The sequence below is a fragment of the Nocardiopsis sp. iso_237 genome, assembly GCF_056173345.1.
Genome location: NZ_CM149669.1, coordinates 3,409,276 through 3,435,092 on the forward strand (window position 1 = coordinate 3,409,276; position 25,817 = coordinate 3,435,092).

The following is a 25,817-nucleotide window of genomic DNA, read 5'->3' on the forward strand; positions in this document are numbered from 1 at the left end:
CGTCCCTGGCGTGTGAGAGTTCTCGTTATGTGTTCGTGTCCTTGGTCTCGTTGTTCAGCGTAGGGGCGGGCGGGTGAGGTGGACATCAGCTTGGCGGGGTCTGGGGGTTGGGTTGTTCTTCAGGTGTTGTGGTGGGGTGTGTGGGGTTGTCGTGGTGTCGCTGAGGGGGTGCTCGGTGGTGGGGCGGCGCTCGGGGCGCGGGGGTGGGGGAGGTAGGTTGCCGCGCACCTGATGTCTTCGCGGAGGAGGGTGTGACGGTGGGTGCGGACGCTGTGGTGGAGCGGGAACGCGCACGGGTCGCGGAGCGGTACCGGTGGTTCGCGGCCGGTTGTGCGCGCGGGGGGTCGGCCGAGTACGAGCGCGTCGCCCTGGGGGTGGCCGGGGACGAGTGGGTGCTGGACCTGGTGATGTCGTTGCCCGAGGGGAACAAGCGCCAGCCGAACCTGTTGTTGGGGGCGGTGCGGTACCTGGGTGGGCCGACCGACTCCTGGGAGGGGTTCCGGGAGTGGGTGGTGGAGCACGGGGAGCGGGTGCGCCGGGTGGTGGCGGCGCGGATGACCCAGACCAACGAGGTGCGCCGGTGCGCCACGCTGCTGCCGGTCCTGGCTCGGATGGAGGGGCCGTTGGCGCTGGTGGAGGTGGGGGCGTCGGCGGGGTTGTGTCTGTACCCGGACCGGTACCGGTACTCCTATGACGGGGGTGCTCCGTTGGGGCCGCAGGGGAGTCCGGTGTTGTTGGAGTGTCGTACCCGTGGTGGGGTGCCGGTGCCGGATCGGGTGCCGCGGGTGGTGTGGCGGGCGGGGCTGGACCTGAATCCGTTGGACGCCTCGGACGAGGACGACGTGCGGTGGTTGGAGTCGCTGGTCTGGCCGGGGGAGCAGTGGGCCGGGCGGGTGGGGCGGTTGCGTGCGGCGGCGTCGGTGGCGGCGGCCGATCCGCCGGTGATGGTGGCGGGGAATCTGTTGGAGGCGCTGCCGGAGCTGGCGGCGCGGGTGCCGTCGGGGGCGACGTTGGTGGTGTTCCACAGTGCGGTGGCGGCGTATCTGTCCGAGGGTGAGCGGGCGGACCTGGAGGGGTTGATGGGTGGGTTGCCGGGGCACTGGGTGTCGAACGAGGGGTGGCGGGTCTTTCCGGGGTGGGAGGGGGCGCGCCCCGGGGTGGAGGGTGACTTCACGTTGGCGGTGGATGGTCGGGTGGTGGGTTACACCGGGGAGCACGGTCAGTCGTTGACGTGGCGGTGAGTGGTGGAAGGAGAAGGAGGGGGCCTCGCGTGTGGTGCGCGGGCCCCCTTCTTGTTTGTGGTGTGCGGGGTCAGAAGGTGTAGGCGTCGACTTCGGCGAGCAGGGCTTGGCGGCGGTCCTCGGGCAGGAAGGAGGCGGTGAAGGAGTTGCGGGCCAGGGTGCGCAGGTGGTCGTGGTCCAGGCCGAGGTGTTCCTGGAGGCCGAGGTAGTTGTCGTGGACGTAGCCGCCGAAGTAGGAGGGGTCGTCGGAGTTGACGGTGACGAGCAGGCCGGCGTCCATGAGGGCGGGCAGGGGGTGGTCGGCGAGGGTGTCGACGGCGCGCAGGCGGACGTTGGAGAAGGGGCAGACGGTGAGGGGGGTCTGGGTGGTGGCCAGGTGGGTGACGAGGGTGGGGTCGTCGAGGCAGCGGATGCCGTGGTCGATGCGTTCGGCGCCCAGGAGGTTGAGGGCCTGCCAGATGTAGTCGGCGGGGCCTTCCTCTCCGGCGTGGGCGACGCGGTGGAGGCCGAGGTCGGCGGCGGCCTGGAAGACCTCGGTGAACTTCTCGGGCGGGTTGCCGACCTCGGCGGAGTCGAGGCCGACGGCGTTGATGTGGTGCAGGTGGGGGCGGGCGGCGTTGAGGGTGTCCATGGCTTCGTTGGCGGGGAGGTCGCGCAGGAAGCACAGGATGAGGCTGGTGGAGATGTTGTGGCGTTGGAGGCTGGTGTCCAGGGCGGAGGCCAGGCCGTTGATGACGGTGGCCAGGGGGACGCCGCGGTTGGTGTGGGCCTGGGGGTCGAAGAAGATCTCGGCGTGGCGGACGCCCTGGGCGGCGGCGCGGGTGAGGTAGGCCTCCGCGAGGTCGTGGAAGTCGGCTTCGGTGCGCAGGACGTCCATGAGTTCGTAGTAGAGGTTCAGGAAGGACTGGAGGTCGGTGAAGGAGTAGGCGTCGCGGAGAGCCTGGATGTCGGTGTGGGGCAGGGTGATGCCGTTGCGGTCGGCGAGGTGGAAGGCGAGTTCGGGCTCCAGGGTGCCTTCGATGTGGAGGTGGAGTTCGGCTTTGGGGATGGCCATGGCAGCCGGGCGCCCTTTCTTCGGGTGGTGTGGGTTGTTGGCCATTGTGGCTGATGGCGGGGGGTGGGTTGGCCTGTGGTGGGGGCGGTGTGGGACACATCGGGTGGGGTGCGGGGGTGGTGGGTCGGGTGGGGGTGGGGCAGGGTGCGTGTGTGGGTCGTCGTCGAGGGTGAGGAGTGGGTGCGTGGTGGACGTGGCGGAGTTGCGGGCGCAGACGCCGGGGTGTGCGGGTTTGGTGTTCCTGGACAACGCGGGGTCGTCGTTGGTGCCGTCGGTGGTGCACGAGGCGGTGGTGGGGCATCTGGAGTTGGAGTCGCGGGTGGGTGGGTACGAGGCGCGGGAGCGTGCGGCGGGGGCGGTGGAGGGGTGTACCGAGCAGGTGGCGGGGTTGATCGGGGCGTCGCCGGGGGAGGTGGTGTTCTTCGAGGGGGCGTCGCAGGCGTGGTCGTCGGCGTTGGGTGCGGTGGTGTTGGAGCCGGGGCAGCGGGTGTTGACCACGACCAGTGAGTACTCGGGTAACGGGGTGGGGTTGTTGCGGTTGGCGGCGTTGCGTGGGGTGCGGGTGGAGGTGGTGCCCGATGACGCCGACGGGGTGGTGGACGTGGCGGTGTTGGAGGGGGAGTTGGGGCGGGGGGACGTGGGGTTGGTGGCGATCAACCACATGCCCACGCACAGCGGGTTGGTGAATCCGGCGGAGGCGGTGGGGGCGTTGTGTCGGCGGTTCGGGGTGACGTACCTGTTGGACGCCTGTCAGTCGGTGGGGCAGTGGGAGGTCGATGTGGAGCGGATCGGGTGTGATCTGCTGTCGGGGACCGGTCGTAAGTTCCTGCGTGCGCCTCGGGGGACGGGGTTTCTGTATGTGCGTGCGGGGGCGCGGTTGGGGGAGCCGTTGGCGGTCAACCATGTGGGTGGGCGGTGGAGTGGTCCGCAGGAGTACCGGGTGTTGCCGGGGGCGGCGGGGTTCGAGGTGTTCGAACACGCGGTGGCGGCGCAGGTCGGGTTGGGGGTGGCGGCCGCGTACGCGCGTCGTGTGGGGATGGGGTGGGCGCGGGAGCGGATCGGTGGGTTGGCGGGGTGGTTGCGTGCGGCGTTGGGTGGGGTGCCGGGGGTCGAGGTGCATGACCGGGGGCGGGAGTTGTCGGGGATCGTGACGTTCTCGGTGGCTGGACGTGAGGCGGAGTGGGTGGTGGGGGCGTTGCGGGAGCGGGGGGTGCGCACGAGTGTGGCGCGTCCCTTGGATCAGCGGTGGTCGGCGGGGCCGGGGCACGCGGTGGTGCGGGCGTCGGTGCACTACTACAACTCCGAGGAGGAGTTGGAGCGCACGGTGGGGTTGGTGCGGGAGTTGGCGTAGGGGGTTGTGTGTGTGGGGGGACCGGCGGGGGGCCGGTCCCCCTTTTTTTGTGGGTCAGTCCAGGTGGGCGTGGCGGTCGGTGGCGGCGACGACGGCGGCGCCGATGCCGGTGGTGCTGGAGGTGTGGGCGGCGTCGTCGACGATGACGAGTCGGGCGTGGGGCCAGTTGTGTGCGAGGTCGTGGGCGGTGTCGGCGGGGCCGCTGATGTCGAGGCGGCCGTTGATGAGGGTGGCGGGGATGTGGGTGACGCGGTGGAGGTCGTCCAGGAGTTGGTGGGGGGTGAGGAAGCAGTCGTTGGCCCAGTAGTGGGTGACGGCGCGGGCGAAGGTGAGGCGGAAGGCGGGGTCGGTGTAGCGGGGGTCGGGGGTGAATCCGGGAACGGTGGCCACGTGGGTGTCCTCCCATGTGCACCAGGCGAGGGCGGCGTCGTGGCGGACCTGGGGGTCGGGGTCGTCGAGGAGGTGGGCGTAGGCGGCGGGGAGGGCGCGTGGGTCGGCGTCGGGTCCGGCGGCGGCGCGGAAGCGTTCCCACTGTTCGGGGAAGACGCGGCGCATGTCGTGGGTGATCCAGGTGATTTCGGCGCGGGTGCCGGTGGTGACGGCGAACAGGGTGAGGGAGATGACGTGGTCGGGGTGGGCTTGGGCGTAGGCCAGGCCGAGGCAGGAGCCCCAGGAGGCGCCCAGGACGTGCCAGCGGGTGATGCCGAGGTGGGTGCGTAGGGCTTCGAAGTCGTCGATGAGGTGGGGGGTGGTGTTGGTGGTGAGGTCGGCGGTGGGGTGGGCGATGTCGGGTGTGCTGGCGCCGGTGCCGCGTTGGTCGAGGAGGATCATGCGGTAGTGGTCGGGGTTGGTGAGGGCGGACCAGTGGGGGTGGGAGCCGGAGCCGGGGCCGCCGTGGACGGCGAGCAGGGGTGTGCCGTGGGGGTTGCCGCATTCCTGCCAGAAGAGGCGGTGGCCGTCGGGGCGGGTGAGGTGGCCGCTGGTGTGGGGGGTGGTGGCGGTGTACATGGGGGTTCCTTTCGTGTGGGTTGGTGTGGGGGGTGGCGGTGGGGCTGGGATGGTGGGGGGAGTTGTTCGAGCGTGGAGGGGGCCTGTGGTGGGGGAGTCGGGTGTGCGTGGTGTGGAGGGGGAGTCCGTGCTGGAGGAGACGGATCCGTTCCTGGTGTTCTGGGGTGAGCGGCGTCTGTGCACGTTGGCGTCGCCGCGTCCGGACGGGAGTCTGCACCAGGTGCCGGTGGGGGTGACCTATGACCCGGAGCGGCATCTGGCGCGGGTGATCTCCTCGGCGTCCAGTTTCAAGGTGCGCAACCTGGTGGAGCGGCCGGGGGCGCGGGTGTCGGTGTGTCAGGTGGAGGGGCGTCGGTGGTCGACGTTGGAGGGTGAGGCGTGGGTGAGTCGTGATCCGGAGGCGGTGGCTGAGGCGGTGCGTCGGTACGCGTTGCGGTATCGGGAGCCGCGGGCGAGTGCGGATCGGGCGGTGATCGAGATCGCGGTGAAGCGGGTGATGGGGAACGTGCGGCCTGAGCGGTCGGGGATCGTTCCCTGACCGGTGGTGGGGTGGTGGGACGTCGGAGGGGGCTGGTGCGCCGTGTGGGTGTGCCGGCCCCCTTCGGTGTGTGTGGCTCAGGTGGTGAGGACCTTGGCGGCCAGGTCGGCGTCGGCTTCGGTGTTGTACAGGTGGAAGGCCAGGCGGGTGTGGCCGCCTCGTTCGGTGGCGATGATGCCGGCTTCGCGCAGGGTGGCCAGGGCGCCGGGGTGGTCGACGGTGGTGATGGCGGAGTGGGCGGGGGGTTGGTTCAGGTGGGCGCGGAAGCGGTCGGTGAGCTGGGTGTTGTGGGTGTGGACGTGGTCGATTCCGTGGTGGAGGAGGGTGTCCAGGGCGGGTGCGGCGGCGACGGCGGCGAGCCAGTTGGGGGAGAGGTCGAAGGCGCGGGCGGTGGGTGAGGGGGTGAAGTGGTCGCGGTAGAAGGCGGTGGTGGGGTCGGCGTCGGCCATGGGTCCGGCGTTGGTGGGGCGGAGTCGGGTGCGTAGGTGGGGGGAGAGGTAGGCCATGGCGAGGCCGCGGGGTGCCATGAGCCATTTGTAGGCGGAGCAGACGAGGGCGTCGAAGCGGGTGGCGTCCAGGGGGAGCCATCCGGCGGCCTGGGTGGCGTCGGCCAGGACGAGGGTGTGGTGGGTGCGGGCGGCGGTGAGGATGTCGTCGGTGGGGGCCAGGGTTCCGTTGGCTGATTGGACGGGGCTGTAGGCGACGAGGTGGGTGGTGGGGGTGATGTGGTCGGCCAGGGCGTGCAGGGGTGCGGTGTGCACGGTGATGCCCCGGTCGGCGTGGGTGTGGAAGGGGAAGGTGGTGGAGGTGAATTCGCCTTCGGGGACGAGGATGTGGGCGCCGTCGGGGAGGGAGGCGGCGATGGTGCCGACGAGTTGGGCGGTGCTGGCGCCCAGGGTGATGTCGTCGGTGGGGGCGTGGAGGAGTTGGGCGAAGCGGGCGCGGGTGGTTTCGGTGGCCTGGTTCCAGTGGTGGGGGTCGGCGGTGGCGGTGTGCCAGGTGTGGGTGGCGTGGGTGAGGGCTTGGTGGGCGGTGGTGGGTGGGATGCCGTACTGGGCGGTGTTGAGCCAGATGGTGTCGGTGTTCCAGGGACGGTTCATGGGTGGGGAGCCTAGGGCATGGGTGGGGTTGCGTGGTGGGGGAGGTTCCCACCAGGTCTTTTGCTGTTCTGGCAATGGGTGTTGTCAGTTGGTGGGGTGGGGGTGAGGATGGGGGCCGGAGCGAAGGAGAGCGATGATGAACGAACCCGTACGTGAGGTCGAGGTCGTGGTGGTCGGTGGCGGTGTCGCCGGGTTGGCGGGGGCGCTGTCCCTGGCCCGGGCGCGCCGGTCGGTGCTGGTGGTGGACGAGGGGCGGCCGCGTAACGCCCCGGCCGAGGGTGTGCACGGCCTGCTGGGGATGGAGGGCGTCGCCCCCGGTGAGCTGGTCGAGCGCGGGCGCGCGGAGGTGGTCTCCTACGGGGGTGCGGTCGAGTCGGGCCGGGTGGTGGCCGTGGAGCGGACCGGGGAGGGGTTCGCCGTGGAACTCGCGGACGGCTCCGTGGTGGGGGCGCGGCGGTTGCTGGTGACCACCGGGTTGGTGGACGAGCTGCCCGACATCGACGGGTTGGCCGAGCACTGGGGTTCGGGGGTGCTGCACTGCCCCTACTGCCACGGGTGGGAGGTGCGTGACCAACCGGTGGCGGTGGTGGCCGACGGGCCGGTGGCCGTGCACGCCGGACTGCTGTGGCGGCAGTGGACCGATCGGGTGACGGTATTCACCGACCCCGCCCGGGACCTGGGGCCGCAGGGGCGGGAGAAGCTGGTGGCGCGCGGGGTCACCGTGGTCGAGACCCCGGTGGAGGCGGTGGAGTCCGACGCCGAGGGGGTGAGCGGTGTGCGTACCCGTGACGGCGCGGTCGTGCCGGTGCGCGCGGTGGTGGTGCCCACGTTCATGCGGGCGCGCTCACGGTTGCTGGCCGACCTGGGGGTCGCGGTGAGTGAGCTGCGCATGGGTGATCACGTCATGGGCACCCACGTGGAGGTCGACGCGATGGGTGCGACGTCGGTGCCGGGGGTGTGGGCGGCGGGCAACGTCGCCTCGCCCAGCGAGCAGGTGGTCGGTTCGGCGGCCGCGGGCAACCGGGCGGGGGCGGCGATCAACGCGGACCTGGTCATGGCCGAGGCCCAGCACGCCCTGGACCAGGCCCGGTAGGGCTGGGGCCAAGGTGGGGCGCCCGGGCCGCCCGCACGCGGCTCCGGGCGCCCCCAGGGGAAGGGCTCGAAGGTCAGGACGTGGTGGTCACACGCTTGCCCTGGTCGTCCTTGACGATGGTGAAGGAGTCCACGACCCGGCCGTCGGCGGTGCGGGCCACGTACTCCAGGGTCGGGCCGTCCACCTGCACGGCCTGGTAGGTCTGGGTGTCGGTGAGCTGGACGCGGGCCTCGGCGCCGTGGTCGGTCCAGTTGTCGTCCCGGGCGTCGTACATCTTGGGGCCGGTGACGGTGACGGCGTACACGGGGCCGGTGTGGGTGTCGGGGTCCTCGGTGCGGTTCGCGGTCAGGTTGCCGCGGCTGTAGGAGTGGTCGTGGCCCTGGAGGACGAGGTCGACGTCGTGGTCCTCCAGGGTCCGCAGCCAGGACTCGCGCAGGGGGCCGTTGTCGCGGCCGGGGCTGTTGGAGAAGACCGGGTGGTGGAAGGTGACCACGGTCCACGGGTTCGGGTTGTCCTCCAGCACCGACTCGAGCCAGTCGCTCTGGGTGTCCAGCCACGCTCCGGGGCGTAGCGGGGTGGTGTTGCGGTAGTTGGAGTTCAGGACCACGAACCGCACCCCCTGGTAGTCGGTGTGGTAGACGGTCTCGTTCAGGTCGGCGCCGTCGGTGGGGCCGTTGCCCGCGCCGGGGAACTGCAGGGCCCAGTGGTCGCTCAGGTCGGTGCCCGAGTACTCGTGGTTGCCGGGGGCGGTCACGTGGTTGACGCCGCCGGTGGTGTCGGCGCCGAAGGCGTCGTACCACTCGCCCCACTGGGAGTCGCTGTTGGCGTGGTCGATGAGGTCGCCGGCGTGCACGGCCAGTTCGGCGTCGGGTTCGGCGGCCAGGGCGGCGCGCACGACCGGGGCGGCGCCGGAGGTGATGTCGTTCTGGATGTCACCGAAGTACAGGAAGCTGAAGGGGTCGGCTTCGTGGGAGGCGGTGGTGAAGGTGTGCCACTCGCCCGCGGTCTGGTCGCCGTCGCCCACGCGGTACCGGTAGGTGGTGTCGGGGGTCAGGCCGGTGGCGGTGGCCGCGTAGTGGGTGCCGCCCGCGTCGCCGGTGACCTGCCCCTGGACCCGGGTGACCTGGTCGGGGTCGGTGGTGGGGGCGATCTCCAGGACGGCGGTCCGGCCGTGGTCGGCGAGCCAGGTCACGGTCTGGGAGGTGGCGGGGTCGGCGGTGGGGGAGAGGGTGAGCCGCTCGGGGGCCTGCTGCGCGGAGGCGGTGGCGGGCAGGGCGACGGTGGGGGCCAGGGTCATGGCGCCGACGCCGAGCAGGGCCAGGGCGTGACGGATGCGCAGCGGGCGGCGTGCCGCGGAGCGGGGGGACGCGGTCATGGGGGGTTCGCTTTCGTGCGGGGGCGGGACGCTGGTGAGGTTAGCGGCGGGTGTGTAACGGAGTGTGAACATGGGGGGACGGAGAGCCTGCGCGGGGTCGACAACCCCGATCGGGCCGTCTAGGTTGGGGCGGTCCCGCCCCCCAGCCCCCTTGGGAGTGTTCCGTGCGTGCCCTGACCCCCACCGGTTCGTTGAAGGAGTTGGCCCGTCGTGCCCTGGGTGTTCGGGTCGTGGGGGTGGAGCGGTTGCGCGGCGGCACGAAGAAGGGCGTGTACCGGCTGGTCGCGGCCGACGACTCCAGCGTGGTCGCCTACGTGTGGAGTGCGGCGGAGAACTACTGGCCCGCCGCCCCCGCCGAGGAGGGGCCCTTCTCCCACGCCGACGGTGTGGACCTGTTCGTGGGCGCCGTCGAGGCGCTGGAGCCGTTGGGGGTGCGTACCCCGCGCGTGCTGTGGATGGAGCGCGACCACCGTGAACTCGGCGCGGACGTGGCCCTGGTGGAGGACGTGCGCGGGCCCACGCTGGAGGAGCACATCGCCCACGGCGACCCGGTCTTCGTGGAGGGTGTGCTGGGCCGGTTGGGTGAGGCGTTGGCCGTGATGGGCGCCCGGTCGGAGTCGGGGGTGGGCAAGGTGTCGCGGCCGCTGGTGCGGGATCGTTCCTGTGCGGAGCTGGTGGTGGAGCGGGCGTTGGTGGATCTGGCCGAGGGGGCGCGGCGCAGGCCGGAGCTGGCGGAGGTCGCCGGTGCCGTGGAGGTGCGGTTGGGCGGGTTGTTCGAACGGGTGGGCCCCCGGTTCGAACACGGGTTGGTGCACGGTGAGCTGGGGCCCGACCACGTGCTGGTGACGCCCTCGGGTGAGCCGGTGTTGATCGACGTGGAGGGGCTGATGTTCTTCGACGCCGAGTGGGAACACGCGTTCCTGCGGTTGCGGTTCGGCGACCTGTACCGGCACCTGGAGCGTCCGGGGTTGGATCCGGCGCGTACGGAGTTGTACGCGTGGGCGGAGCACCTGTCGTTGGTGGCGGGGCCGCTGCGGTTGTTGGACGGGGACTTCCCCGACCCTGCGGAGATGGTGGGGATCGCGGAGCACCACCTGGGGCGGGTGCTCGCCCTCGTCCGGGAGTGAGGGCGAGCACGGGGTTCGGTCAGGGGCGGGGTGGTGCGAGGTCGGGCCAGGGCGCGGGCGGGTCGGTGGTGAACAGTCGCAGCAGGGCCAGGAGTCGGCTGGTGGGTGGTGCGCTCCAGTGGCGTTGGCCCGGCTTCGGGACGGGGTGGCGGAGCCGGGCCAGGGCCCAGGTCAGGTGGTGCCACAGGGCCTGCGCCTCCCAGGGGTGGTCGTGGATGTGGCTGCTGTTGCGGTAGGCGTGCACGACCGGTGGCAGCCAGTGCGGTGGGAGTTTGGCGAAGTCGGTGGCGGGGTCGGCCAGGGCCGCGTCGCCCCAATCGAGGACGGCGGTGAGCGCGGTGTGGTCGGCGGTGGCCATCAGGTTCTGCGGGGCCAGGTCGCCGTGGACGAGGACGGTGCCGGTTCGGGGTGGTTGGTGGGCGGCCAGGCGGTGGATCCAGGTGCTGAGCCAACGGGCGGTGTCGGTGTCCAGGTGACCGGCGCGGGTCAGCCGTTCCAGGGAGTGCTGGACGGTGTCGTGGTCGGCCGGGGTGGGATGGCGGGGGAGTGCGGGCAGGTCGGCCGTGGGGACGCGGTGGATGAGGGCGAGCTGGTGGCCGATCTGGGTCAGTAGCTCTGGTGCGGGGTGGCTGGTGTTCAGGTCGGTGCCCGGGGCGCGCGCGAGCAGCATGTGGGGGAGTTCCTCGCCGGGCCGGGTGGCGCTGATCAGGGCGGGGGTGCGTACTCCGGCGCGGCGGGCCAGGGGGATCAGGGTGGCCTCCTTGCGCAGGTCTTCGGCGTCGGTGGTGGTGCGGGGCAGGCGAAGCACCAGGTCGGGGCCCAGGGCGAGGACGTGGTGGGCTCCGCCCGGAGGCAGCGGGTGGACCTGGTCGCGTGGGATGTGGTGGCGTGCGGCGATCGTGTACGCGGCGGCGGGGACGGGTTCCATGGCCGAGGATTCTGACACCCCCGGTGGGTCCTGGCCCGTGGCTTTCGGGGGAAACGGGTCGTCGGGTCGGCCCTGTGGTGGGTAGCATGCGGCCATGCGTTCCTGAGAGCCGTCGGTCCCCGTGTGCGTGGCGTCCAGCCCCGCGGGGTGCACCCTGCTCAGCTTCGGGACGTCCGTGTTCGTCTTCCTCCCCTCTCCCGTGGTTCCCCTTCGTTGGTGGGCGCTGCCCCGTGGTCCCCCTGTCCGGGTGAGTCCACGTTGAGCCAACACCCACGAAGGAGACCTGATGATCGACACTGGCCTGGCTGGACGCACCGTCCTGGTCACGGGCGGATCCGGCAACATCGGCGCGGCGATCAGTCGCGCGTTCGCCGCGCAGGGGGCGCGTGTGGCCGTCCACCACCTGCCCTGGGACGCCCCCGTGCCGGAGGGCGCCGCGTGGGGGCACGTGACCCCCGCGCCGGGGGAGGCGCACCGGTTGGCGCGCGAGCTGGGGCACGGCTCCTTCGCGGTCGGCGCCGACCTGTCCGCCCCCGAGGGGGCGTCCCGGTTGGTGGACGAGGTCGTCGAGCGGGCCGGGGCGGTCCACGTCCTGGTCAACAACGCCGCGCACTGCGAGACCCCGGACACTGTGGACGCGCTGACGTACGCCTCGCTGGAGCGCCACTACCGGGTGAACGCGATCGCCCCGGCGGTCCTAACCTCCAGGGTGGTGGGGCGCCGTCGGGGTCGGGAGCCGTTGTGCGTCGTCAACATCACCACCGACGCCGCGCGGGCCTTCCCTGGCCAGACCGGCTACGGGACGTCGAAGGCGGCCTTGGAGGCGTTGACCCGTTCCACCGCGTTGGACCTGGCCGGGGACGGAGTGCGGGTGAACGCCGTCGCGCCGGGTCCGGTGCAGACGGGATGGATGGACGAGGAGCTGGTGGCCGAGGTCGAGGGGATCGTGCCGATGGGCCGGGTGGGTGAGCCGCGGGACATCGCTGACGCGGTGGTGTTCCTCGCCTCCGACCAGGCCCGGTGGGTGACCGGTCAGGTGGTGCAGGTCGCGGGCGGCCACGCGCTGTGACCCTGGCGGTGGGAGGTGGGTCCGTTCGGCACCTCGGGGCGGGCGGACCCGCGCCGTGACGGCCGCTCGCTGACGCGGAAGGCGCTCACCCGAGCGGCGCGGGTCCGTGTCCGCCTGTTCCTCCCCCGTGATGGGAGGAGACCGGACCCCGTCGCCGCGGTATCGCGCGGCGCCACCCCGGGGGAGTCCGGGCCGACGTCGGCGCGCGTGGCGCGGGCGTCGGCGACCACCGCCTGGTCCTCTGCGTGTGGGTCGAGGCGCGGATGGTGGGGGCCGCCTCGTCCCCGTGATGGGGAAGAGCCCGTGCCGGTGTCCGTCCCGTGACGGACGTCGACTCCGTCGGGTCGGCCGCCGCCGCGTCCCGGTCGAGAGTTCGGGCCCGCCTTCGCGCCAGAGCCAACGGCCCGGCCGCCCGGATGGTCAGGGCCCTCCGATCGGATCTGCCTGTCGGTGCCCCCACGAGCGGCGTGAGGTGGGGTTCAGCGGCCCCGGGGCCCGGGAACTGCCGGGTCTCGCGGTTCCCGGGGGTTGACAACCCTCGCCATGGAATCTACTTTCCTTTTAGAAAGTAATTGATGAACGGACAGGAGATGGACATGGACGCCGACCCCACACCCCCGCTCGACCAGGCTGCCGAGGCCCGTCGCAGGCTCGCCGCCCACACCGCACCGCCCGCCTCCTTCTGGGCCATCCAGGCGGTCGGCTGCACGTTGGTCGCCGGACTGCCGATCTGGATGTCCCTGCTCTCCCTCGACGGCCCCTACCTCCAGTGGATCCTGGTCGTGGTGGCCGTGGCGGCGGCCGGACTCAGCTGGGTTCGTCGTCGGCGCACCGGCGTCACCCTGCCCCGCTGGGCCAGCGCCTACCCCAGCGCCCGGCGCCCGCGCGTGGTCGTCATGATCGTCACGGTCCTCGGCCTGATCGCCATCCACACCCTGGTCGGACGGGGGCAGGAGGGCCTGGCCCTGGCCGTGCTGGGTCCGGTGGCGCTGTCCTCGCTGTGCGGCTACCTCTGGGTGCAGGCGGCCATGCGCCGCGACATCGAGGACGGCCGGGTACGGGCGTGAACGCCCAACGCCACACGGAACTGGAGACCGGCCCCCGCCTGGCGATGTGCGCACTCCTCCAGGGCGCCAAGTGGATCGACTTCGCCACCGTGCGCGACCTGGTCGGCATCAGCGACCCGATGGTCTCCAAACACAGCCGTACCCTGGAGGCCGCCGGATACCTGGAGGTCCGCAAGGGAGCCGTCGGGCGCCGCCCCAAGACCTGGTTCCGCCTGACCCCGCAGGGACGTGCGGCCCTGGCGAGTCACCTGGCCTGGCTGAACGAGCTGGGATCGACCACCACCGACGAGGAACCCTGAACCTGAGCACGCGCCCCCGCCACCACCCGGGACACTCCCGGACGATGGCGGGGGCGACCCGCGCGGAGGGGCCCGGCGTGCGCGAGACCGGGTCAGTCCGTACTGCGGAACGACCGGACGAAGTGCGTCACCATGCGCTGGGCCGCCCGAGCTGCGCCGTCGGTGTCCGGTTCGGCCCCCACGGCCGCCGTGACGGCGGTCCTGACCAACCGCAGGTCCTGGGCGGTGACCGTCGCCGCGACCCGACCGCCCTCCTGCGCACTCACCAGGAGCCGGTGCAGTTCCTGGTGGACGCGTTCGTCGAGGTCGCGCGCCCGGTCGGCGAAGCGCTCGCGGTGTTCCGGTGCGCACGCGCGCGTGGCGACCGTCTCGGCGGCGACGATCCGCAGGGCGCGTTCCAACGCCAGATCGGGCGGGACCGTCCGGGCCAGGTTCCGGAAGCACTCCACCAGTTCCTCGGCGGCGTGCTCGGCCAGGTCGGCCACGAGCGCGTCCCGGCCGGGGAAGCGCCGGTGGACGGTGGCGGCCGAGACTCCGGCGTGGTGGGCCACGCTCTGCGTCGTCGCCTCCAGACCGCGATCACGGAAGACCGTCCGAGCGGCCCGCAGCACGCTGAGTCGGTTGCGCCGGGCGTCCTGCCGCAACTCCCGTGGCTCGGATCCGGGGAGGATCTGCGTGTCCTGGGCCATGGGTTGTCTCACTTCGTCGTCGTCGGGATGGGTGGCCGGTGGGGGGTGGGTTGCCCACAGTGGCACCGGGTCATCACCGGTGAGAACCCACGGACACGGCGGGGGCTTCCCCGCCCGAGGAGGAACCATGCGCGCAGTCCGCTACGACCGCTACGGGGGGCCCGAGGTCCTGGCCGTCGTCGACGGGCTCACCACACCCCCGGTGGGCGCGACCGACGTGCGGGTCGAGGTGTCGGCGGCGGCCGTCGGCGGTGGTGAGATCCCCATCCGCGCGGGGCGGCTGCGCCGCGTGCTGCGCCAGAGCCTGCCCGCCGGGACGGGTGTCGACTTCGTGGGGACCGTCGCCCAGACGGGCTCGGCCGTCACACGCGCCAGGGTCGGTGACGTGGTGTGGGGGGTGATGCCGCACGGGACCTTCGGTTCGGCCGCCGAGTCGGTGGTCGTGCCCCAGGAGCGCGTCGCCGCCGCTCCGCGTTCGGTCACGGCCACCGAGGCCGCCGCGTTGCCGGCCTCGGGCACGACGGCGTTGCACGCCCTGACCCGGCGGGTGCGGCTGCGTTCGGGGCAACGGCTGTTGGTGCGCGGGGCGGCCGGGGGCGTGGGGGTGGTCGCCGTGCAACTCGGCGCCGCGCTCGGTGCGCAGGTGACCGCGCTGGCGGGAGCCGCCCACCTTTCCTGGTTGCGTGGGTTGGGTGCCTCCGAGGCCTTGGACCACCGTGAGACACGGGTGGAGGAGCTGGGCCGTTTCGACGTGATCGTCGATCTGGTCGGGACGCACATGGCTGAGGTTCGGGGCAGGCTCGTCCGGGGTGGCACGCTGTTCCCGCTGGCTTTGGATCCGAGCCGTCCGATCCGGGCGGCCCTGTGGGTGGCCGCGGGCAGCCTGGACCGGCGTACGCGCCTGGGCGCGTTCAGCAACGATCCCTCCCCGGAGGAACTGGAGGAGCTCTCCGCTCTGGTCGAGAAGGGCACGGTCACGCCGGTGGTCAGTGCCGTGTTGGCGATGGACGACATCTCCGAGGCGCACCGCAGGCTCGAACGCGGCGGGGTGCGGGGCAAGATCGTCGTGACGCCCTGACCTGCTGGCGGGCGCGGCGCGTGGGTCCTCGCTGAGTGTTTGGGGTGGGCCTCTGACAGCATCGTGCCCCGCCGCCCGGCGGCGGGGCACGGTCACGCTGACGGTCCGCACCGGCCCACTCGATCGCCGGGACCAGGGTCTCCGGTGGGCTGGGGTCCGCTGCCCCGGTGGAGGTGGTTCTCCCGAGCGCCCGACAAACAGGACAAGTAGCCCGCGAGTAGTTTCCTGCGCCCGACTCCACCGGTGGGTGGAAACGGGCCGGACCTTGTCAAGGCCTGCTGTGACACCCTGCGGGCCCCGGACTCACGAACTGGCCAGATGCGGCACCAGCCTGTCCCAGAGAGTGGGTGCGGTAGAGCACGTGACTTCACGGACGTGACCCACGAGCTCGGGGTTGGTGAACTCGGGCTGGGCAGCACGCTGGCAGGGTGCAGTCGGCTCAAGCGCGATGAGCGCGGAGCCCTCTGCTCGGTTCCAGGTGCTGCCCCCCACGCCTTCTGGCCCGAGTGGTCACGCCGCGCCCGGCACGGCCTCCCGGGTGCCCCTGCCCAAGGCCCGAGATTCCGCCGCTGTCACCAGTCGGTCCTGCTCACCACGCAGGGCCGCCCGGTCGGCTGCGGCAACCTCCCGCCGGGCCTTGCGCCGTCCCCGACGGGTAGCCAGCGCGAGAGAGGCCTCACGCTCCCACCCCTGCTCGGCACCCACCTCCTCCAGCGCGCCGCGCAACCGCCGCAGGTGCGCTCGGCGCAGCACGAAGTAGAGAGCCATCACGAGCGCGAAATTCACCAGCGCCTTGATCACGACCGCCGGCCCTTGGAGGAAGGGCAGGTTGATGGACGCGTGCATCCCCATGGCGAGCACCACCAGCGAGAGGGCCGCCGCAAGGGTGCTGGGCGGCGGCCGCCGCCCAGCGGCCACCAGCAGCCCCACCGCGGTGCCCGCGACCGCGGACAGGGCCCAGTGCGTGCCCATCCCCGTGAGCAGCACACGCATGGCCGAGGACTGCACCACCAGGTCGACCCCGCCCAGTCCGCCACTCGTGGTCACCTCCTGCACGGCCATGAAGAAGTTCTCCGTCACCTGGAACCCCAGCCCCGTGAGCGCCCCGATGACGAACCCGTCCACCGGCCCCCTGACCGCGCAGGGGAACGCGACGGCGATCAGGACGACCCCGGCGAGCTTGAGCAGCTCCTCGTCGATGGGCCCCGAGACCGCCGCACCCCACGTGTCCGCCGCCTGTGGACCCATCGTCTTGGCCAGGACCGCGTCGAGAGCCTCGTTGGCGGCCAAGGCCAGCGCGGTCACGGCGAACAGCCCCCAGGCAACCGCCGCCAGTGACACGGCCGTCCCGGGAGCACGCACGGGCCGGAGACGGCGCAACAGCCAGTACCCGAACACCAGGGTGAGCGCGCCCAGGAGGAACGCGCCCGCCCACACCGCGGGGAAGGCCACGGCGACGCCGAACATGCGGTACGCCAGGGACCCGAGGGAGACCAGGCACACCAGGGCGATCAGCACGCGTGCGGCCTGCCGAGGCCCCACCGGGCGCCCTCTTCCCGGGCGGGACAGGGCGGTTCGGACCCCCGGACCGCCTCTGGGGGCCGGGACCCCGCTCGCCGCGCGGCCGGTGGCCCCGGATTCGTGTCCAGCCTTAACCATGTTCGGCCTCCCCGGAGAAAGTGACCATGTGTGCGAGGTCCTCCGGCGAGGGGCCGGGGTCGCCGTCCGTGCCCCGCAGGACCATCCGGACCGCGTAGCTGTCGCCGGGGGCCGGGAACAGCACGACGGACCCCGACCCCTGGGAGCGGCTCACGTCCGCCGCGAGCCCCTCCGTGCCGTCGGCGGAGACGACCGTCGCGGGCGCTCCGATCTCGGCGGAGGGGGCCTGCGAGTGCAGGACCTTGCGTGTCCCCTCCCAGCGCCGGTCCGTGCCGGGGTCGGCCTCCGATTCCCCCGGCCGACCGACATCAAGTACCAGGGAGCCGTGCTCGAGGCGGTAGGACTGCCCCGGGTGCGAGGCGGCCACGTCCATCTCCCAGCCGTCCTCGGGCACCACGAGTGCGGCGCGGGTCGTGCCGTCTCCGCCCAAAGCCAGTTCCTGCCCGGCCGCCACCGGGGTCCTGCCGGGAATCACTGTGTTGACGAGTGACCACCCGGCCGTCACCAGGACGATCATCGCGACCGCGGCACCGACCGCGATCCATCCCGGTCCGGCCCGCCCTGCGGCCGTCTCCTGTTCCGTTTCCGTCACCGTGGAACCTCCTCCTCCGAGCGTGTGCCTGCCAGCAGACCCGGCGCCGCAAGGACGACAAAGAGGACACAAGGGACTTTGTTGTGATTTGAACGGTTCTGAGAGTCGCTTGGTCGGGGGTGGGGGTTGGGGACATCGGCGTGCGCGCGAAGACGTGGAACACGAGCCTGTCACCGGCGGACGCCCGTCCGACCCCGGCGCGGCGAGGGGTCGGCGTGCCGCCACAACTCGGACTGGTCCTCCTAGGAGGTCGAGGAACCCTCAGGGGACAGTACAGCCCGGGGTGTATCCACCGCGTTTTCGCGGGTCGCGGGGTGCCTTCAATAACGTTGGCGGCCCGGATCGGGGCCCTGGAGGGGGTCGTGGCACCCCCAGGTGGCTGACTTCCTAGAAGGTTGACTTATCGGAAGTCAGGATTTCCATGGTTCCGGGATCTGTTTCGTCACGAAAACTACGTAACGTTTAACAAATAACGTTACCAACGAAACGAAATGAAGAAGGGGTCCACAGGGGTCACGAGCACGTACGCGAACCCGCGCCCAGGCGGATACCCCCAAGTGAACCTCGACGTGCTCCCAGTCCCCCGTCGGAAGGCGAGGCCCCGATGCCCAGGAAACGTCCCCGTAGCCAGGGCCGAACCCCTGCCCGCGAGGACACCGCGTGGTTCCACGGCGAGAAGCCGCAGCGGACCGTGTGCTGGCCGAGTTGCGGCGCCAACGGCTGGTCCTGCTGCTCGGCCCGCCGGGCAGCGGCACGTCGTCCCTGATCCAGGGCGGACCGCTACCCGCCCTCACGGACGGCTCCTCTTGCCGGGCTCAAAGCACTGGCTGCCCCCTGGTCCGTCCTGGACGGACTGCTCGCCCTCATCGCTACCGCCCGGCCCTGACTCCAGCCTCGGGGTCCGGGTCCGCGATGGCGGAGGACGGCAAGCCGAAGACCTTGTCGAAGGCCCAGTTGTAGCCGAACGTGTAGAACGGGATGTAGACGATGAACACCAGGTCCAGCAGCAGCGCCTGAAGCAGTGTGATCTCCAGCCACCACGCGATGAGCGGGATCAGGAAGCACACCAGCGTCAGCTGGAAAGAGACCGCGTGCAGGACCCGTCTCCGCACAGTGCGCTCGCGGCTGGCCTGCCGTCTCTCCCACGCCTCGAACAAGTAGTTGAAGGCCACGTTCCACAGCGACGCCACCGTGGCGATCATGATCGCGAGCGGGGCCGTCGTCGCAGGTCCGCTGCCGGTCAGGGCCGTCATCACCGCGGTACCGACCAGGAATCCGATGACCTCGTAGCCGCTCACATAGACCAGCTTGCGCTTCAGACCTTGCACGTCGCACTCTTTCCAGCGTTTTCGGATGCAGCAGGGGTCGACGTTAGCGTCAGCTAGGGTGATGGAAAAAGTCAGCTTCTTTCAGTTGGGTTGATATCCCTGATGGGCCTGTCCAGCGACAACATCGACCTGTTCCTCGCCGTGGTCGACCACGGCTCCTTCTCGGCCGCCGCACGCGCGCTGAACCGGGTCCCCTCGGCGGTCAGCATGGGGATCGCCAACATCGAGGCCGAACTCGGCTACCCGCTGTTCGACCGCTCCAGACGCGAGCCCGCGCCCACCGCGCAGGCGCACGCCCTCATCCCGCACGCCCGGCAGATCGCCAGCAGGCTGCGCCTCCTCCAGGCGCACGCGATGGAGCTCTCCGACGACCTGGAGAGCACGCTCACCGTGGGAGTGGCCGCGGGGGTCGACCGGGGCCCCCTTCTGGGCGCGGTGGCGGAGATCGCGGAACGCCACCCCCTGCTCCCCGTCGAGATCGCCGACGCCCAGCAGGACGACGTCCGCGAGATGCTGCACACCGGGGCCGTGGACCTGGCGCTGATGTTCGCCAAGTCCCGGAACGACCGGGAGGAGGTGTTCCTGAACGTGGCGGAGGAGATGTTCGTGGCGGTGGCGTCCGCGACCGTGGAGACCTTCGGGCTGCCCGCGGACCTGCGGCGCCTGGAGGACCTCGCCGGTGCCCGCCAGATCACGGTGTCCAGCCTGGAACAGGAACTCACGGAGCGGCGATTGGTGGTCTCGGACGCCCACTGGCGCACCAACTCGGCGGAGACCGCGCTCGGACTGGTGGAACGCGGGGTCGGCTGGGCCAACCTGCCGCTGCGCATGGTGCGGGGGAAGGTCTCCGAGGGGACCGTGCGCGTGATGGAGTTCGAGAACCTCCGAAACGGACTGGCCGTGCCCGTGCAGCTGGTGTGGCTCCGCGGCAGGCCCCTCCGGAAGGCGGCAGGGGAGTTGGTCGCCCGGATGGGCCCGGACCGGCCGTACCGGACCACAGCGGGTGGGAGCGGTGAGTTCGAAGTTCCTGGGACCCACCGCTGCTAGGTCGGGCGTACGTCAACTCTGTCTGACGGATCCGGGTACGACGAAGCCCTCGGGTACGGGTCTGTGCTCGGGGCTGTCGTGACCTCACGTGGAGGTCTGGCGCTGAATCCTGAAGCGGTTCTCCTCGATCCGGCCACCCTGCGGATCTCCGGGCGTTGGGGGCGGTGCCCCGCGGAGGCGGCGGATGCGGCCTCGGTGGCGGGTGCACACACTCTGCCCCGGGACCGGGACGCAACGCCGCACCTCCGGTCACGACCGTTCCGGGTCGGCCTCCGGTGAGGCGCCGACGGTGAACTCCATCCCGGCGGGCAGATCGCCCAGGGTCGCCACGCGGTGCAGGTGGTGGACGCCCGCCCCCAGGTCGGGGAGCAGGTCGACCGCCCACGCGGTCAGGGCGGCGGTGGCCGCCGACTGGCCCCGGCCCCGCGCCCACCGGTGGTGGTCTCCCGACCGGGCGAGCAGGGTCCAGGTGTCCGAGCCGGGCAGGTGGACCCCGGTCGGGAGACGTCCGGCCCCCGGGAGGCGGGCGATCAGGGACAACGCACGGGTCAGCGCACGTGAGTCCAGACCCAGGTGCGTGCGCACGGGACGGCCCAGATCGCGGGTGAGGGCGTGCTGGTCACTGAAGTCGGCCCGGAACAGGCGTCGCCTCCCCATCCCCGGCAGGACGAAGTCGCGCCCCCGGGTGAGGTTGGGGACGTGCTCCCCGGTGGCCGGATCAGTGAAGGAACGCCCCATCAGGCCCAAGGTCCACGCCGTGGCGGCCCTGCCGTGTGCCTCCCCGGCCCCCAGCACCACCGCCAGGTCCACCGGGGCGGTGTCCGGGTGCGACGCGTGCAGGTCGGCGGCGAGCAGGTTGGTCAGGCCGGGCGCCAACCCCACGCTCAGCAGCACCGGCACCCGGAGTTCGAGGGCCTCCAGGCGTTCGACGTGGTCGGTGCTGGCGGTGGCGTCCACGAAGGCCGCTCCGTGGTCGGCCGCTACCTCCGCCAGGCGCGGATTCTCGTTGCCGGAGACGTTGACCACCGCGTCGACCTCGGCGACCGCCGACCGGTAGTCGTCGAGTCCGGGGTGAGCGAGGTCCACCAGGACGTCGGCCCGGCGCGGGTCGCGCCCGGCGGTGTGGCAGTGGTGGCCTGCCTGGCGCAGTGCGGCGGTGGTCGGGGCCCCAACGGCCCCGTAGCCGCCCAGGACGAGTACGCGCATCTCCGTGATCCCTTCAATATTGAGTGACACTACATATATGTGAGCGAGGATATGCGATGCTGTCGGGGCGCAGACATCGCCCTCTGTCTGGGGAGATGCTGGATCCCGTGGCGCTCTCCGCTAAGTTGGGTGGAGTAGTACTCCACCTACTTGAGGAGCGAGGTCATGGACACACCCGCCGACGGGCGCAGGGCGCGTTCCCTCGCCACCCGAGCGCGGGTGGCGAGCGCCGCCGCGCGTCTGTTCGTCGCGCACGGCTACGCCTCCACCAGCGTGCAGAGCATCGCGAGGGAGGCGGGCGTGGCGGCGCAGACGGTCTACAACACCTTCGGGACCAAGCCCTCGGTGCTCAAGGAGGCCCTGGACCAGAAGGTGGCCGGGGACGCAGAGCCCGTCGCCACCCTGGACCGGCCCTGGGTCCGGGCCGCCCTGGCCTCGGGGGACGCCCGTGAGCAGGTTCGTCTCCAGGTGGCGGGGACGGCGGCCGTCATGGAGCGGGTGGCACCCTTGGCGGAGGTCGTGCGCGGCGCGGCCGGTTCCGATCCCGACCTCGCCGCGCTGTGGGCCGCCAGCGTCGATCAGCGCCGCGAGGTGCAGCGGGTCTTCGCGGGGGCTCTGGCCGCCCGTGGAGTCCTGCGCTCCGGGCTGGGCGTCGAGGAGGCGGCCGACACCGCGTTGGCGCTGCTCAGCCCCGAGGTGTTCACCCTGTACACGGTGCACTGCGGCTGGTCCGTGGGGCGGTGGACCGCGTGGGCGGCGGAGACGGTCCTGCGCCAGCTCACTGACCTGGCCGACTGACGTACGGGCCCCCGAGGCGGTTCGATCGCGTCCGCGCTCGCGCCGTCCGGCGCCGGTATCCGTCCGCCGGGTGGGCGCGCTGGCCGTGGCGGGGAGCGGTGGCCGGGCGGGGGACCGAGGGGCGGTGTCTCAGCGGGGGAGCGTGGGGGTGGACCACCGGTCGGCCAGGCGCTGACCGGCCCGGACGAGTTCGGTGGGCGTCACCTCGCTGAGTTCGGTGTCGAAGGTGGCCAGGATGCCCGCGACGCCCGCCCACGACCACGCGCCGAGCGTGAGTCGGCAGTGGTCCGCGTCGATGTGTTCGGTCACCGAGCCGCCCGGGGCCCAGCGGGCCACGACGTCGGCGGGCAGGCGCAGGCGCGCGCTTCCCACACAGGGCCAGGCGGCGGGGACGTCGCCTCGGTCGTGGGTGGTCATGACGTACTGGGCGACGTCGCCGCCGGGCAGGGTGCGGGCGGTGAAGGGTCGTCGGGTCGGGCGGGGCCGCAGGCGGTCGACCCGGTGGATGCGCCACTGGTCGTCGGTGGGGTCGTAGGCGACCAGGTACCAGCGCGCGGCCCACACCACCAGGTGGTGGGGTTCGACGGGCCGGGCGGGGTGGAAGTCCGCCTCGCCGGGTTGGGCGCGTGAGCCGTCGGGGCGCAGGGTCTCGACGGAGAGCACGTGGTGGTGGCGTACGGCGGCGCCGACCGTGGTGAGTGTGCGCGGGTCGATGGGGGGTGTGGGGAACTCCCAGTAGTTCCGCAGGCGGGTCAGGCACAGGTCCTCCATGGCGGCACGTGTTCGGGCGGGCATGACCTGGGTGAGGGTGTCCAGTGCCCTGGCCGTGTCGTCGGCCAGGCCGAACACGGTGCTGGGTGCGGTCTGTAGTGCCACCGCGATCGCGAGGGCCTGGTCGTCGTCGAGCAGCAGCGGGGGGAGGGTGTGTCCCGTGCCGAGCCGGTAGCCGCCGTCGGGTCCGCGCACGGTGATGACCGGGTAGTCGAGTTGGCGCAGGGTCTCGATGTCGCGGCGGGTGGTGCGTTCGCTGACGCCGAGTCGGGTCGCGAGTTCGCTCAGGGACCACTGGTGTCGTGCCATGAGCAGGGAGAGCAACCGGAGTGCTCGTCGTGAGGTGGTGGCCACCGCATCATTATGGACGGTGGTGGCCGTTCGGTGTCCACTACGTGGCCCATGCTCCTGGTGTCCGGGATGGTCCCGGAGTGAACGGGGGTCGGCATGGTGCGGGTGGTTGTCGTCGGTGGCGGGATCGGGGGGTTGGCGTTGGCGGCCGGGCTGCGTCGTCGTGGGACGGACGTGGTGGTGTTCGAGCGGGACACCGACGTGGCGGCGACGGGCGGGTACCACATCACGTTGGATCCGAGGGCGCAGGAGGCGCTGCGGGGGTTGGTGGCGCCGGAGGTGTTCGAGCGGTTGCTGGCGTCGGCTTCGGGGGTGTGGCTGCGGGAGCGTGACGCGTTCTGGGACCGGCGGGGGCGCCTGTTGGGGCGGGGACCGGACCTGCGTGGCGACGGCAGTGTCGACGTTGACCGCATCACCCTGCGGACGCTGCTCGCTGAGGCGGTCGGTGGGGATCTGTGTCTGGGGCGGTCCGTGGCCGAGGTGGGTTTCGACGAGGAGGGGGCGGCGCCCCGGGTGGTGTTGGAGGACGGTGCCGCGGTCTCCGGTGACGTGGTGGTCGGGGCGGACGGTACGCGTTCGTTGGTGGCCCGGTACCTGGCTGGTGGACCCACGAACGTTCCGGCGGGTCTCGTCGGTTTCTCCGGTCGCACCTTGGCGTCGTCGCTGGGGTCGGGGGAGCGGCGGCGGTTGGGGGCGCGTTCGGGGCTGGCGATCGGGAGGCGTGGGTCGGCGCTCTACGTCGGGTTCCTGGATCCGGTCGGTAATGCCGCTCTGGATCGGCCGGGGTTGTGCGCGTCGGTGACCAGGGGTCCCACCTACGTGTGGGGGGCGATGTTCCCGGAGTCCGGTGCCACCGAGGCGTTGCGTGGTCTGCGGGGTGGGGAGCTGCGGTCGGCGTTGGTGGGTCTGTTCGTCGAGCGGGGGTGGAGTGAGCGCGTGTTGGAGGTCCTGGGGCGCGCCGATCCCCGTTCGGTGGCCGCGTTTCGGTTCCATGCCGCGTCCTCGCGGGCGCGGGAGCTCGCTCCGTGGCCGGCGGGTCCGGTGACGGCGCTGGGGGACGCGGTGCACGCCACCCCGCCCACCTCGGGGATGGGTGCCGGTGCCGCCATCCGGGACGCGGCGGGCCTGGTCGAGGAGCTGGGAGCGGTGGCGGCGGGGGAGCTCTCGCTGGTCCGGGCGGTCGGCCGGTTCGAGGAGGGGATGCGGGATCGGGGCGCTGAGGTGGTCGCCCGGGGGATGTCCACGGTCCGCGCGGTCCTGGCCGCCGACACGGTGCTGGGGGCGGCCGCGACCTCGGTCACCACTCCGCTGCTGGCGGCCACCAGCCGGTTGCGGCACCGTCGTGGTGTGTGACCGGGGTGGCGTCGGTTCGGTCGCGGCGCCACCCCGGGTGCTCAGGCGCGGGTCATGGTGGAGGTGTAGCCGCCGCCTCCGGGGTAGGTCCAGGCGCCGGTGACGGTGGAGTCGTCGGCGCTGAACGTGCCCTGGTAGTGGGCGGGGCTGCCCTTGGCTCCGGCCCAGATGGTCAGTTGGTCGCCGGTGAGTTCGTAGACGTAGTCGAAGGTGTTGCCGAGGGAGTCGTAGAACCGGGAGGCGACGTCGCCGCCGGTGGGTTCGCCGAACGGGCGCAGGTTGCCGATCACCTCCATGCCGGTGACGTCGTGTCCGTCCTGGGTGAGCTGGACGTGTTGGAGCAGGAAGAACCCGCCCGGCATCCACTCATAGCGCACGGTGCCCTGGGCCTGTCCGCTGACGGTCCAGGTGCCGGTCAGCCGGTCCAGGGCGCGGACGTCGTCGGTGGGTGGGGTGGGGTCGTCGTAGGCGGTCACGGTGTCCTCTTTCGTGGGTGGGTGTTCGCCGGTACGTCGTGGCCGGGTCCGGCGTCTCGACGACCCGTGGATGTGCCCTGGGTCACATATGGAGAGTGTCGAGGTGGGGTCCGTGGTTCCGAGGTAGCTGGTGAACACCCACTGACCACGGAGGAAGAGATGGCCACCACCGTCACCACCGCGCCGACGACCGCGCGCCTGTTGTTCGCCGGAGCCGCCGCCGGACCGTTGTTCTTCGTCTCGGCCGGCGTGCAGATGCTCGTCCGGGAGGGCTTCGACCTCACCCGCCACCCGATCAGCCAGCTCGCGACCGGCGGCGCCGGCTGGGTGCAGGTGGCCACGTTCGTGCTGGCGGGCCTGGGTGTGACGGCCCTGGCGGCGGGGATCGCGCGCACCCTCACCGAGGGGAGGGGTCGGCGTGCCCTGCCCGTCCTGGTGGCGGTCTTCGGTCTCGGGTTGGTCGTGGCCGGGGTGTTTCCGATGGACCCGGAGTACGGGTTCCCGGTCGGCACCCCGGACGGGCCGGTCGCCCGGATGTCCTGGCACGGCGTGGTGCACTCCGGCGCGGCCGCCCTGGCCTTCACCGCGTTGGCCGTGGCCGCGCTGGTGCTGGCGCTGCGCCACGCGCGTCGTCGGGCTCCGGTTCCGGCCGTGCTGAGCGGGTTGGTCGCCCTGGTGCTGCTGGTGCCCGTGTCGTCGGAGCACATGAGTGTGCAGGTCGCCGTGAACGGCCTGTTCGCCTTCGGCTGGACGAGCGCGGTGGCCCTGTGGCTGCGCCGCTCCGTCTGAACCCGTCTAGGATCTGCGCACCGACCGAGAGGAACCCGTGAAGTACCTGCTGTTGGGCTACACCCCCGCTGAGTCCTGGGACGCCGAGAGCGCCCATACCCCCAGCCCCGAGGCGTTGGCCGCCTTCGCCGCCTACCAGGAGATCGAACGCGAGCTCGTCGGGTCCGGTGAGCTGGTCTCCAGCGAGGGGCTGGGGCATCCGGCCGTGAGCACCACGGTCAGTCGGGACGGGGCGGGGGTGCTGGCCACCGACGGCCCCTTCACCGAGCTCAAGGAGGTGTTGGCGAGCTTCGCCGTGATCGACGTGAGCGGGCACGAACGCGCCGTGGAGATCGCCTCCCGGATCGTGGAGGTGTTGGGGGAACCGATCGAGGTCCGCCCGATCATGGGCGCGGACTTCGCGGCGTGAGCCCCCATGGGAGGTGGACCC

27 protein-coding genes are annotated in these 25,817 nt (G+C 71.9%); 15 read left to right on the forward strand and 12 right to left on the reverse strand.

The genetic code is table 11. The features are described 5' to 3' along the window. Window positions 1–251 precede the first annotated feature (251 nt). Window positions 252–1,241, forward strand: coding sequence for a DUF2332 domain-containing protein (locus AC0VYM_RS15655; protein WP_475452744.1), 990 nt, complete (start codon window positions 252–254; stop codon window positions 1,239–1,241). A gap of 70 nt (window positions 1,242–1,311) precedes the next feature. Here the strand turns inward: AC0VYM_RS15655 and AC0VYM_RS15660 are convergent, their stop codons facing one another. Continuing rightward, entirely contained in the window at window positions 1,312–2,295 is a 984-nt protein-coding gene (locus AC0VYM_RS15660) for an adenosine deaminase (protein ID WP_475452746.1), read from the reverse strand. Window positions 2,296–2,482: 187 nt separating this feature from the next. On the opposite strand from AC0VYM_RS15660, the gene AC0VYM_RS15665 reads away from it, so the two are divergent. After that, on the forward strand, window positions 2,483–3,646 hold the full coding sequence (locus tag AC0VYM_RS15665) for an aminotransferase class V-fold PLP-dependent enzyme (protein WP_475463055.1): 1,164 nt from the start codon (window positions 2,483–2,485) through the stop codon (window positions 3,644–3,646). Window positions 3,647–3,700: 54 nt separating this feature from the next. Here the strand turns inward: AC0VYM_RS15665 and pip are convergent, their stop codons facing one another. Continuing rightward, the gene (gene pip / locus AC0VYM_RS15670) at window positions 3,701–4,654 is read right to left on the reverse strand and encodes a prolyl aminopeptidase (RefSeq protein WP_475452748.1); all 954 of its coding nucleotides are present in this window, start codon (window positions 4,652–4,654) and stop codon (window positions 3,701–3,703) included. 127 nt (window positions 4,655–4,781) lie between these two features. Here pip and AC0VYM_RS15675 point away from each other — a divergent pair, with 127 nt between their 5' ends. Beyond that, a complete protein-coding gene (locus AC0VYM_RS15675) occupies window positions 4,782–5,192 on the forward strand; it encodes a pyridoxamine 5'-phosphate oxidase family protein (RefSeq protein WP_475452750.1) in 411 nt (136 codons plus the stop codon). Between the two features lie 77 nt (window positions 5,193–5,269). On the opposite strand, the gene AC0VYM_RS15680 is transcribed toward AC0VYM_RS15675, so the two are convergent. After that, a complete protein-coding gene (locus tag AC0VYM_RS15680) occupies window positions 5,270–6,292 on the reverse strand; it encodes an aminotransferase class V-fold PLP-dependent enzyme (RefSeq protein WP_475452752.1) in 1,023 nt (340 codons plus the stop codon). Window positions 6,293–6,428: 136 nt separating this feature from the next. Between AC0VYM_RS15680 and AC0VYM_RS15685 the strand changes: the two genes are divergently transcribed. Continuing rightward, window positions 6,429–7,385 (forward strand): NAD(P)/FAD-dependent oxidoreductase, encoded by a 957-nt coding sequence (locus AC0VYM_RS15685; RefSeq protein ID WP_475452754.1) that lies wholly within the window; start codon window positions 6,429–6,431, stop codon window positions 7,383–7,385. Window positions 7,386–7,458: 73 nt separating this feature from the next. Here the strand turns inward: AC0VYM_RS15685 and AC0VYM_RS15690 are convergent, their stop codons facing one another. Next, the gene (locus AC0VYM_RS15690) at window positions 7,459–8,760 is read right to left on the reverse strand and encodes a purple acid phosphatase family protein (protein WP_475452756.1); all 1,302 of its coding nucleotides are present in this window, start codon (window positions 8,758–8,760) and stop codon (window positions 7,459–7,461) included. A 164-nt stretch (window positions 8,761–8,924) separates the two neighbouring features. Here AC0VYM_RS15690 and AC0VYM_RS15695 point away from each other — a divergent pair, with 164 nt between their 5' ends. Continuing rightward, on the forward strand, window positions 8,925–9,887 hold the full coding sequence (locus tag AC0VYM_RS15695) for a phosphotransferase family protein (protein ID WP_475452758.1): 963 nt from the start codon (window positions 8,925–8,927) through the stop codon (window positions 9,885–9,887). 19 nt (window positions 9,888–9,906) lie between these two features. On the opposite strand, the gene AC0VYM_RS15700 is transcribed toward AC0VYM_RS15695, so the two are convergent. After that, on the reverse strand, window positions 9,907–10,815 hold the full coding sequence (locus tag AC0VYM_RS15700; RefSeq protein ID WP_475452760.1) for a phosphotransferase family protein: 909 nt from the start codon (window positions 10,813–10,815) through the stop codon (window positions 9,907–9,909). 286 nt (window positions 10,816–11,101) lie between these two features. Between AC0VYM_RS15700 and AC0VYM_RS15705 the strand changes: the two genes are divergently transcribed. The 3 genes from AC0VYM_RS15705 to AC0VYM_RS15715 all read left to right on the forward strand — a co-directional run bounded on the left by AC0VYM_RS15705 (window position 11,102) and on the right by AC0VYM_RS15715 (window position 13,250). After that, complete coding sequence (locus tag AC0VYM_RS15705; protein ID WP_475452762.1) at window positions 11,102–11,884, forward strand: SDR family NAD(P)-dependent oxidoreductase; 783 nt, start codon at window positions 11,102–11,104, stop codon at window positions 11,882–11,884. 575 nt (window positions 11,885–12,459) lie between these two features. Beyond that, a complete protein-coding gene (locus tag AC0VYM_RS15710; RefSeq protein ID WP_475452764.1) occupies window positions 12,460–12,951 on the forward strand; it encodes a hypothetical protein in 492 nt (163 codons plus the stop codon). Next, complete coding sequence (locus AC0VYM_RS15715; RefSeq protein ID WP_475452766.1) at window positions 12,948–13,250, forward strand: winged helix-turn-helix domain-containing protein; 303 nt, start codon at window positions 12,948–12,950, stop codon at window positions 13,248–13,250. Before AC0VYM_RS15710 ends, AC0VYM_RS15715 begins: the two co-directional genes overlap by 4 nt. Before the next feature lie 92 nt (window positions 13,251–13,342). Here the strand turns inward: AC0VYM_RS15715 and AC0VYM_RS15720 are convergent, their stop codons facing one another. Continuing rightward, complete coding sequence (locus tag AC0VYM_RS15720; protein WP_475452768.1) at window positions 13,343–13,939, reverse strand: TetR/AcrR family transcriptional regulator; 597 nt, start codon at window positions 13,937–13,939, stop codon at window positions 13,343–13,345. 127 nt (window positions 13,940–14,066) lie between these two features. Here AC0VYM_RS15720 and AC0VYM_RS15725 point away from each other — a divergent pair, with 127 nt between their 5' ends. Further along, window positions 14,067–15,017, forward strand: coding sequence for an NADP-dependent oxidoreductase (locus AC0VYM_RS15725; RefSeq protein WP_475452770.1), 951 nt, complete (start codon window positions 14,067–14,069; stop codon window positions 15,015–15,017). A gap of 510 nt (window positions 15,018–15,527) precedes the next feature. Here the strand turns inward: AC0VYM_RS15725 and AC0VYM_RS15730 are convergent. Continuing rightward, window positions 15,528–16,559, reverse strand: a complete 1,032-nt coding sequence (locus AC0VYM_RS15730) for a PrsW family glutamic-type intramembrane protease (protein ID WP_475452772.1) — start codon at window positions 16,557–16,559, stop codon at window positions 15,528–15,530. A gap of 109 nt (window positions 16,560–16,668) precedes the next feature. Next, window positions 16,669–17,268 carry a hypothetical protein gene (locus AC0VYM_RS15735; RefSeq protein WP_475452774.1) on the reverse strand — a complete coding sequence of 200 codons (600 nt, stop codon included), beginning with the start codon at window positions 17,266–17,268 and terminating at the stop codon, window positions 16,669–16,671. A gap of 660 nt (window positions 17,269–17,928) precedes the next feature. Between AC0VYM_RS15735 and AC0VYM_RS15740 the strand changes: the two genes are divergently transcribed. Then, window positions 17,929–18,228, forward strand: coding sequence for an nSTAND1 domain-containing NTPase (locus tag AC0VYM_RS15740; RefSeq protein ID WP_475452776.1), 300 nt, complete (start codon window positions 17,929–17,931; stop codon window positions 18,226–18,228). On the opposite strand, the gene AC0VYM_RS15745 is transcribed toward AC0VYM_RS15740, so the two are convergent. Beyond that, window positions 18,138–18,596, reverse strand: coding sequence for a PACE efflux transporter (locus AC0VYM_RS15745; RefSeq protein WP_475452778.1), 459 nt, complete (start codon window positions 18,594–18,596; stop codon window positions 18,138–18,140). The two genes, AC0VYM_RS15740 and AC0VYM_RS15745, sit on opposite strands and share 91 nt — an antisense overlap. 102 nt (window positions 18,597–18,698) lie before the next feature. Between AC0VYM_RS15745 and AC0VYM_RS15750 the strand changes: the two genes are divergently transcribed. Beyond that, window positions 18,699–19,643 (forward strand): LysR family transcriptional regulator, encoded by a 945-nt coding sequence (locus tag AC0VYM_RS15750; protein WP_475452780.1) that lies wholly within the window; start codon window positions 18,699–18,701, stop codon window positions 19,641–19,643. Window positions 19,644–19,892: 249 nt separating this feature from the next. Here AC0VYM_RS15750 and AC0VYM_RS15755 read toward each other — a convergent pair whose 3' ends face one another. After that, on the reverse strand, window positions 19,893–20,849 hold the full coding sequence (locus AC0VYM_RS15755; RefSeq protein ID WP_475452782.1) for a saccharopine dehydrogenase family protein: 957 nt from the start codon (window positions 20,847–20,849) through the stop codon (window positions 19,893–19,895). A gap of 165 nt (window positions 20,850–21,014) precedes the next feature. On the opposite strand from AC0VYM_RS15755, the gene AC0VYM_RS15760 reads away from it, so the two are divergent. Next, window positions 21,015–21,647, forward strand: a complete 633-nt coding sequence (locus AC0VYM_RS15760; RefSeq protein WP_475452784.1) for a TetR/AcrR family transcriptional regulator — start codon at window positions 21,015–21,017, stop codon at window positions 21,645–21,647. A 129-nt stretch (window positions 21,648–21,776) separates the two neighbouring features. Here the strand turns inward: AC0VYM_RS15760 and AC0VYM_RS15765 are convergent, their stop codons facing one another. Beyond that, on the reverse strand, window positions 21,777–22,772 hold the full coding sequence (locus tag AC0VYM_RS15765) for a helix-turn-helix transcriptional regulator (RefSeq protein WP_475452786.1): 996 nt from the start codon (window positions 22,770–22,772) through the stop codon (window positions 21,777–21,779). A 93-nt stretch (window positions 22,773–22,865) separates the two neighbouring features. Here AC0VYM_RS15765 and AC0VYM_RS15770 point away from each other — a divergent pair, with 93 nt between their 5' ends. Then, window positions 22,866–24,122 (forward strand): FAD-dependent oxidoreductase, encoded by a 1,257-nt coding sequence (locus AC0VYM_RS15770; protein ID WP_475452788.1) that lies wholly within the window; start codon window positions 22,866–22,868, stop codon window positions 24,120–24,122. Between the two features lie 41 nt (window positions 24,123–24,163). Here AC0VYM_RS15770 and AC0VYM_RS15775 read toward each other — a convergent pair whose 3' ends face one another. After that, on the reverse strand, window positions 24,164–24,598 hold the full coding sequence (locus AC0VYM_RS15775) for a hypothetical protein (protein ID WP_475452790.1): 435 nt from the start codon (window positions 24,596–24,598) through the stop codon (window positions 24,164–24,166). 159 nt (window positions 24,599–24,757) lie between these two features. Here AC0VYM_RS15775 and AC0VYM_RS15780 point away from each other — a divergent pair, with 159 nt between their 5' ends. Together AC0VYM_RS15780 and AC0VYM_RS15785 are read left to right on the forward strand one after the other, a co-directional pair. Continuing rightward, window positions 24,758–25,387, forward strand: a complete 630-nt coding sequence (locus tag AC0VYM_RS15780; protein WP_475452792.1) for a DUF998 domain-containing protein — start codon at window positions 24,758–24,760, stop codon at window positions 25,385–25,387. A gap of 37 nt (window positions 25,388–25,424) precedes the next feature. Beyond that, window positions 25,425–25,796, forward strand: a complete 372-nt coding sequence (locus AC0VYM_RS15785) for a YciI family protein (protein WP_475452794.1) — start codon at window positions 25,425–25,427, stop codon at window positions 25,794–25,796. Window positions 25,797–25,817: the final 21 nt, after the last annotated feature.

Bases quoted from the DNA above. Each gene is read 5' to 3' on its own strand.
- AC0VYM_RS15660 (WP_475452746.1), bottom strand. From the start codon at position 2,295: ATGGCCATCCCCAAAGCCGAACTCCACCTCCACATCGAAGGCACCCTG.
- pip (WP_475452748.1), bottom strand. From the start codon at position 4,654: ATGTACACCGCCACCACCCCCCACACCAGCGGCCACCTCACCCGCCCC.
- AC0VYM_RS15680 (WP_475452752.1), bottom strand. From the start codon at position 6,292: ATGAACCGTCCCTGGAACACCGACACCATCTGGCTCAACACCGCCCAG.
- AC0VYM_RS15685 (WP_475452754.1), top strand. From the start codon at position 6,429: ATGAACGAACCCGTACGTGAGGTCGAGGTCGTGGTGGTCGGTGGCGGT.
- AC0VYM_RS15690 (WP_475452756.1), bottom strand. From the start codon at position 8,760: ATGACCGCGTCCCCCCGCTCCGCGGCACGCCGCCCGCTGCGCATCCGT.
- AC0VYM_RS15700 (WP_475452760.1), bottom strand. From the start codon at position 10,815: ATGGAACCCGTCCCCGCCGCCGCGTACACGATCGCCGCACGCCACCAC.
- AC0VYM_RS15705 (WP_475452762.1), top strand. From the start codon at position 11,102: ATGATCGACACTGGCCTGGCTGGACGCACCGTCCTGGTCACGGGCGGA.
- AC0VYM_RS15710 (WP_475452764.1), top strand. From the start codon at position 12,460: ATGAACGGACAGGAGATGGACATGGACGCCGACCCCACACCCCCGCTC.
- AC0VYM_RS15720 (WP_475452768.1), bottom strand. From the start codon at position 13,939: ATGGCCCAGGACACGCAGATCCTCCCCGGATCCGAGCCACGGGAGTTG.
- AC0VYM_RS15725 (WP_475452770.1), top strand. From the start codon at position 14,067: ATGCGCGCAGTCCGCTACGACCGCTACGGGGGGCCCGAGGTCCTGGCC.
- AC0VYM_RS15750 (WP_475452780.1), top strand. From the start codon at position 18,699: ATGGGCCTGTCCAGCGACAACATCGACCTGTTCCTCGCCGTGGTCGAC.
- AC0VYM_RS15755 (WP_475452782.1), bottom strand. From the start codon at position 20,849: ATGCGCGTACTCGTCCTGGGCGGCTACGGGGCCGTTGGGGCCCCGACC.
- AC0VYM_RS15760 (WP_475452784.1), top strand. From the start codon at position 21,015: ATGGACACACCCGCCGACGGGCGCAGGGCGCGTTCCCTCGCCACCCGA.
- AC0VYM_RS15770 (WP_475452788.1), top strand. From the start codon at position 22,866: ATGGTGCGGGTGGTTGTCGTCGGTGGCGGGATCGGGGGGTTGGCGTTG.
- AC0VYM_RS15780 (WP_475452792.1), top strand. From the start codon at position 24,758: ATGGCCACCACCGTCACCACCGCGCCGACGACCGCGCGCCTGTTGTTC.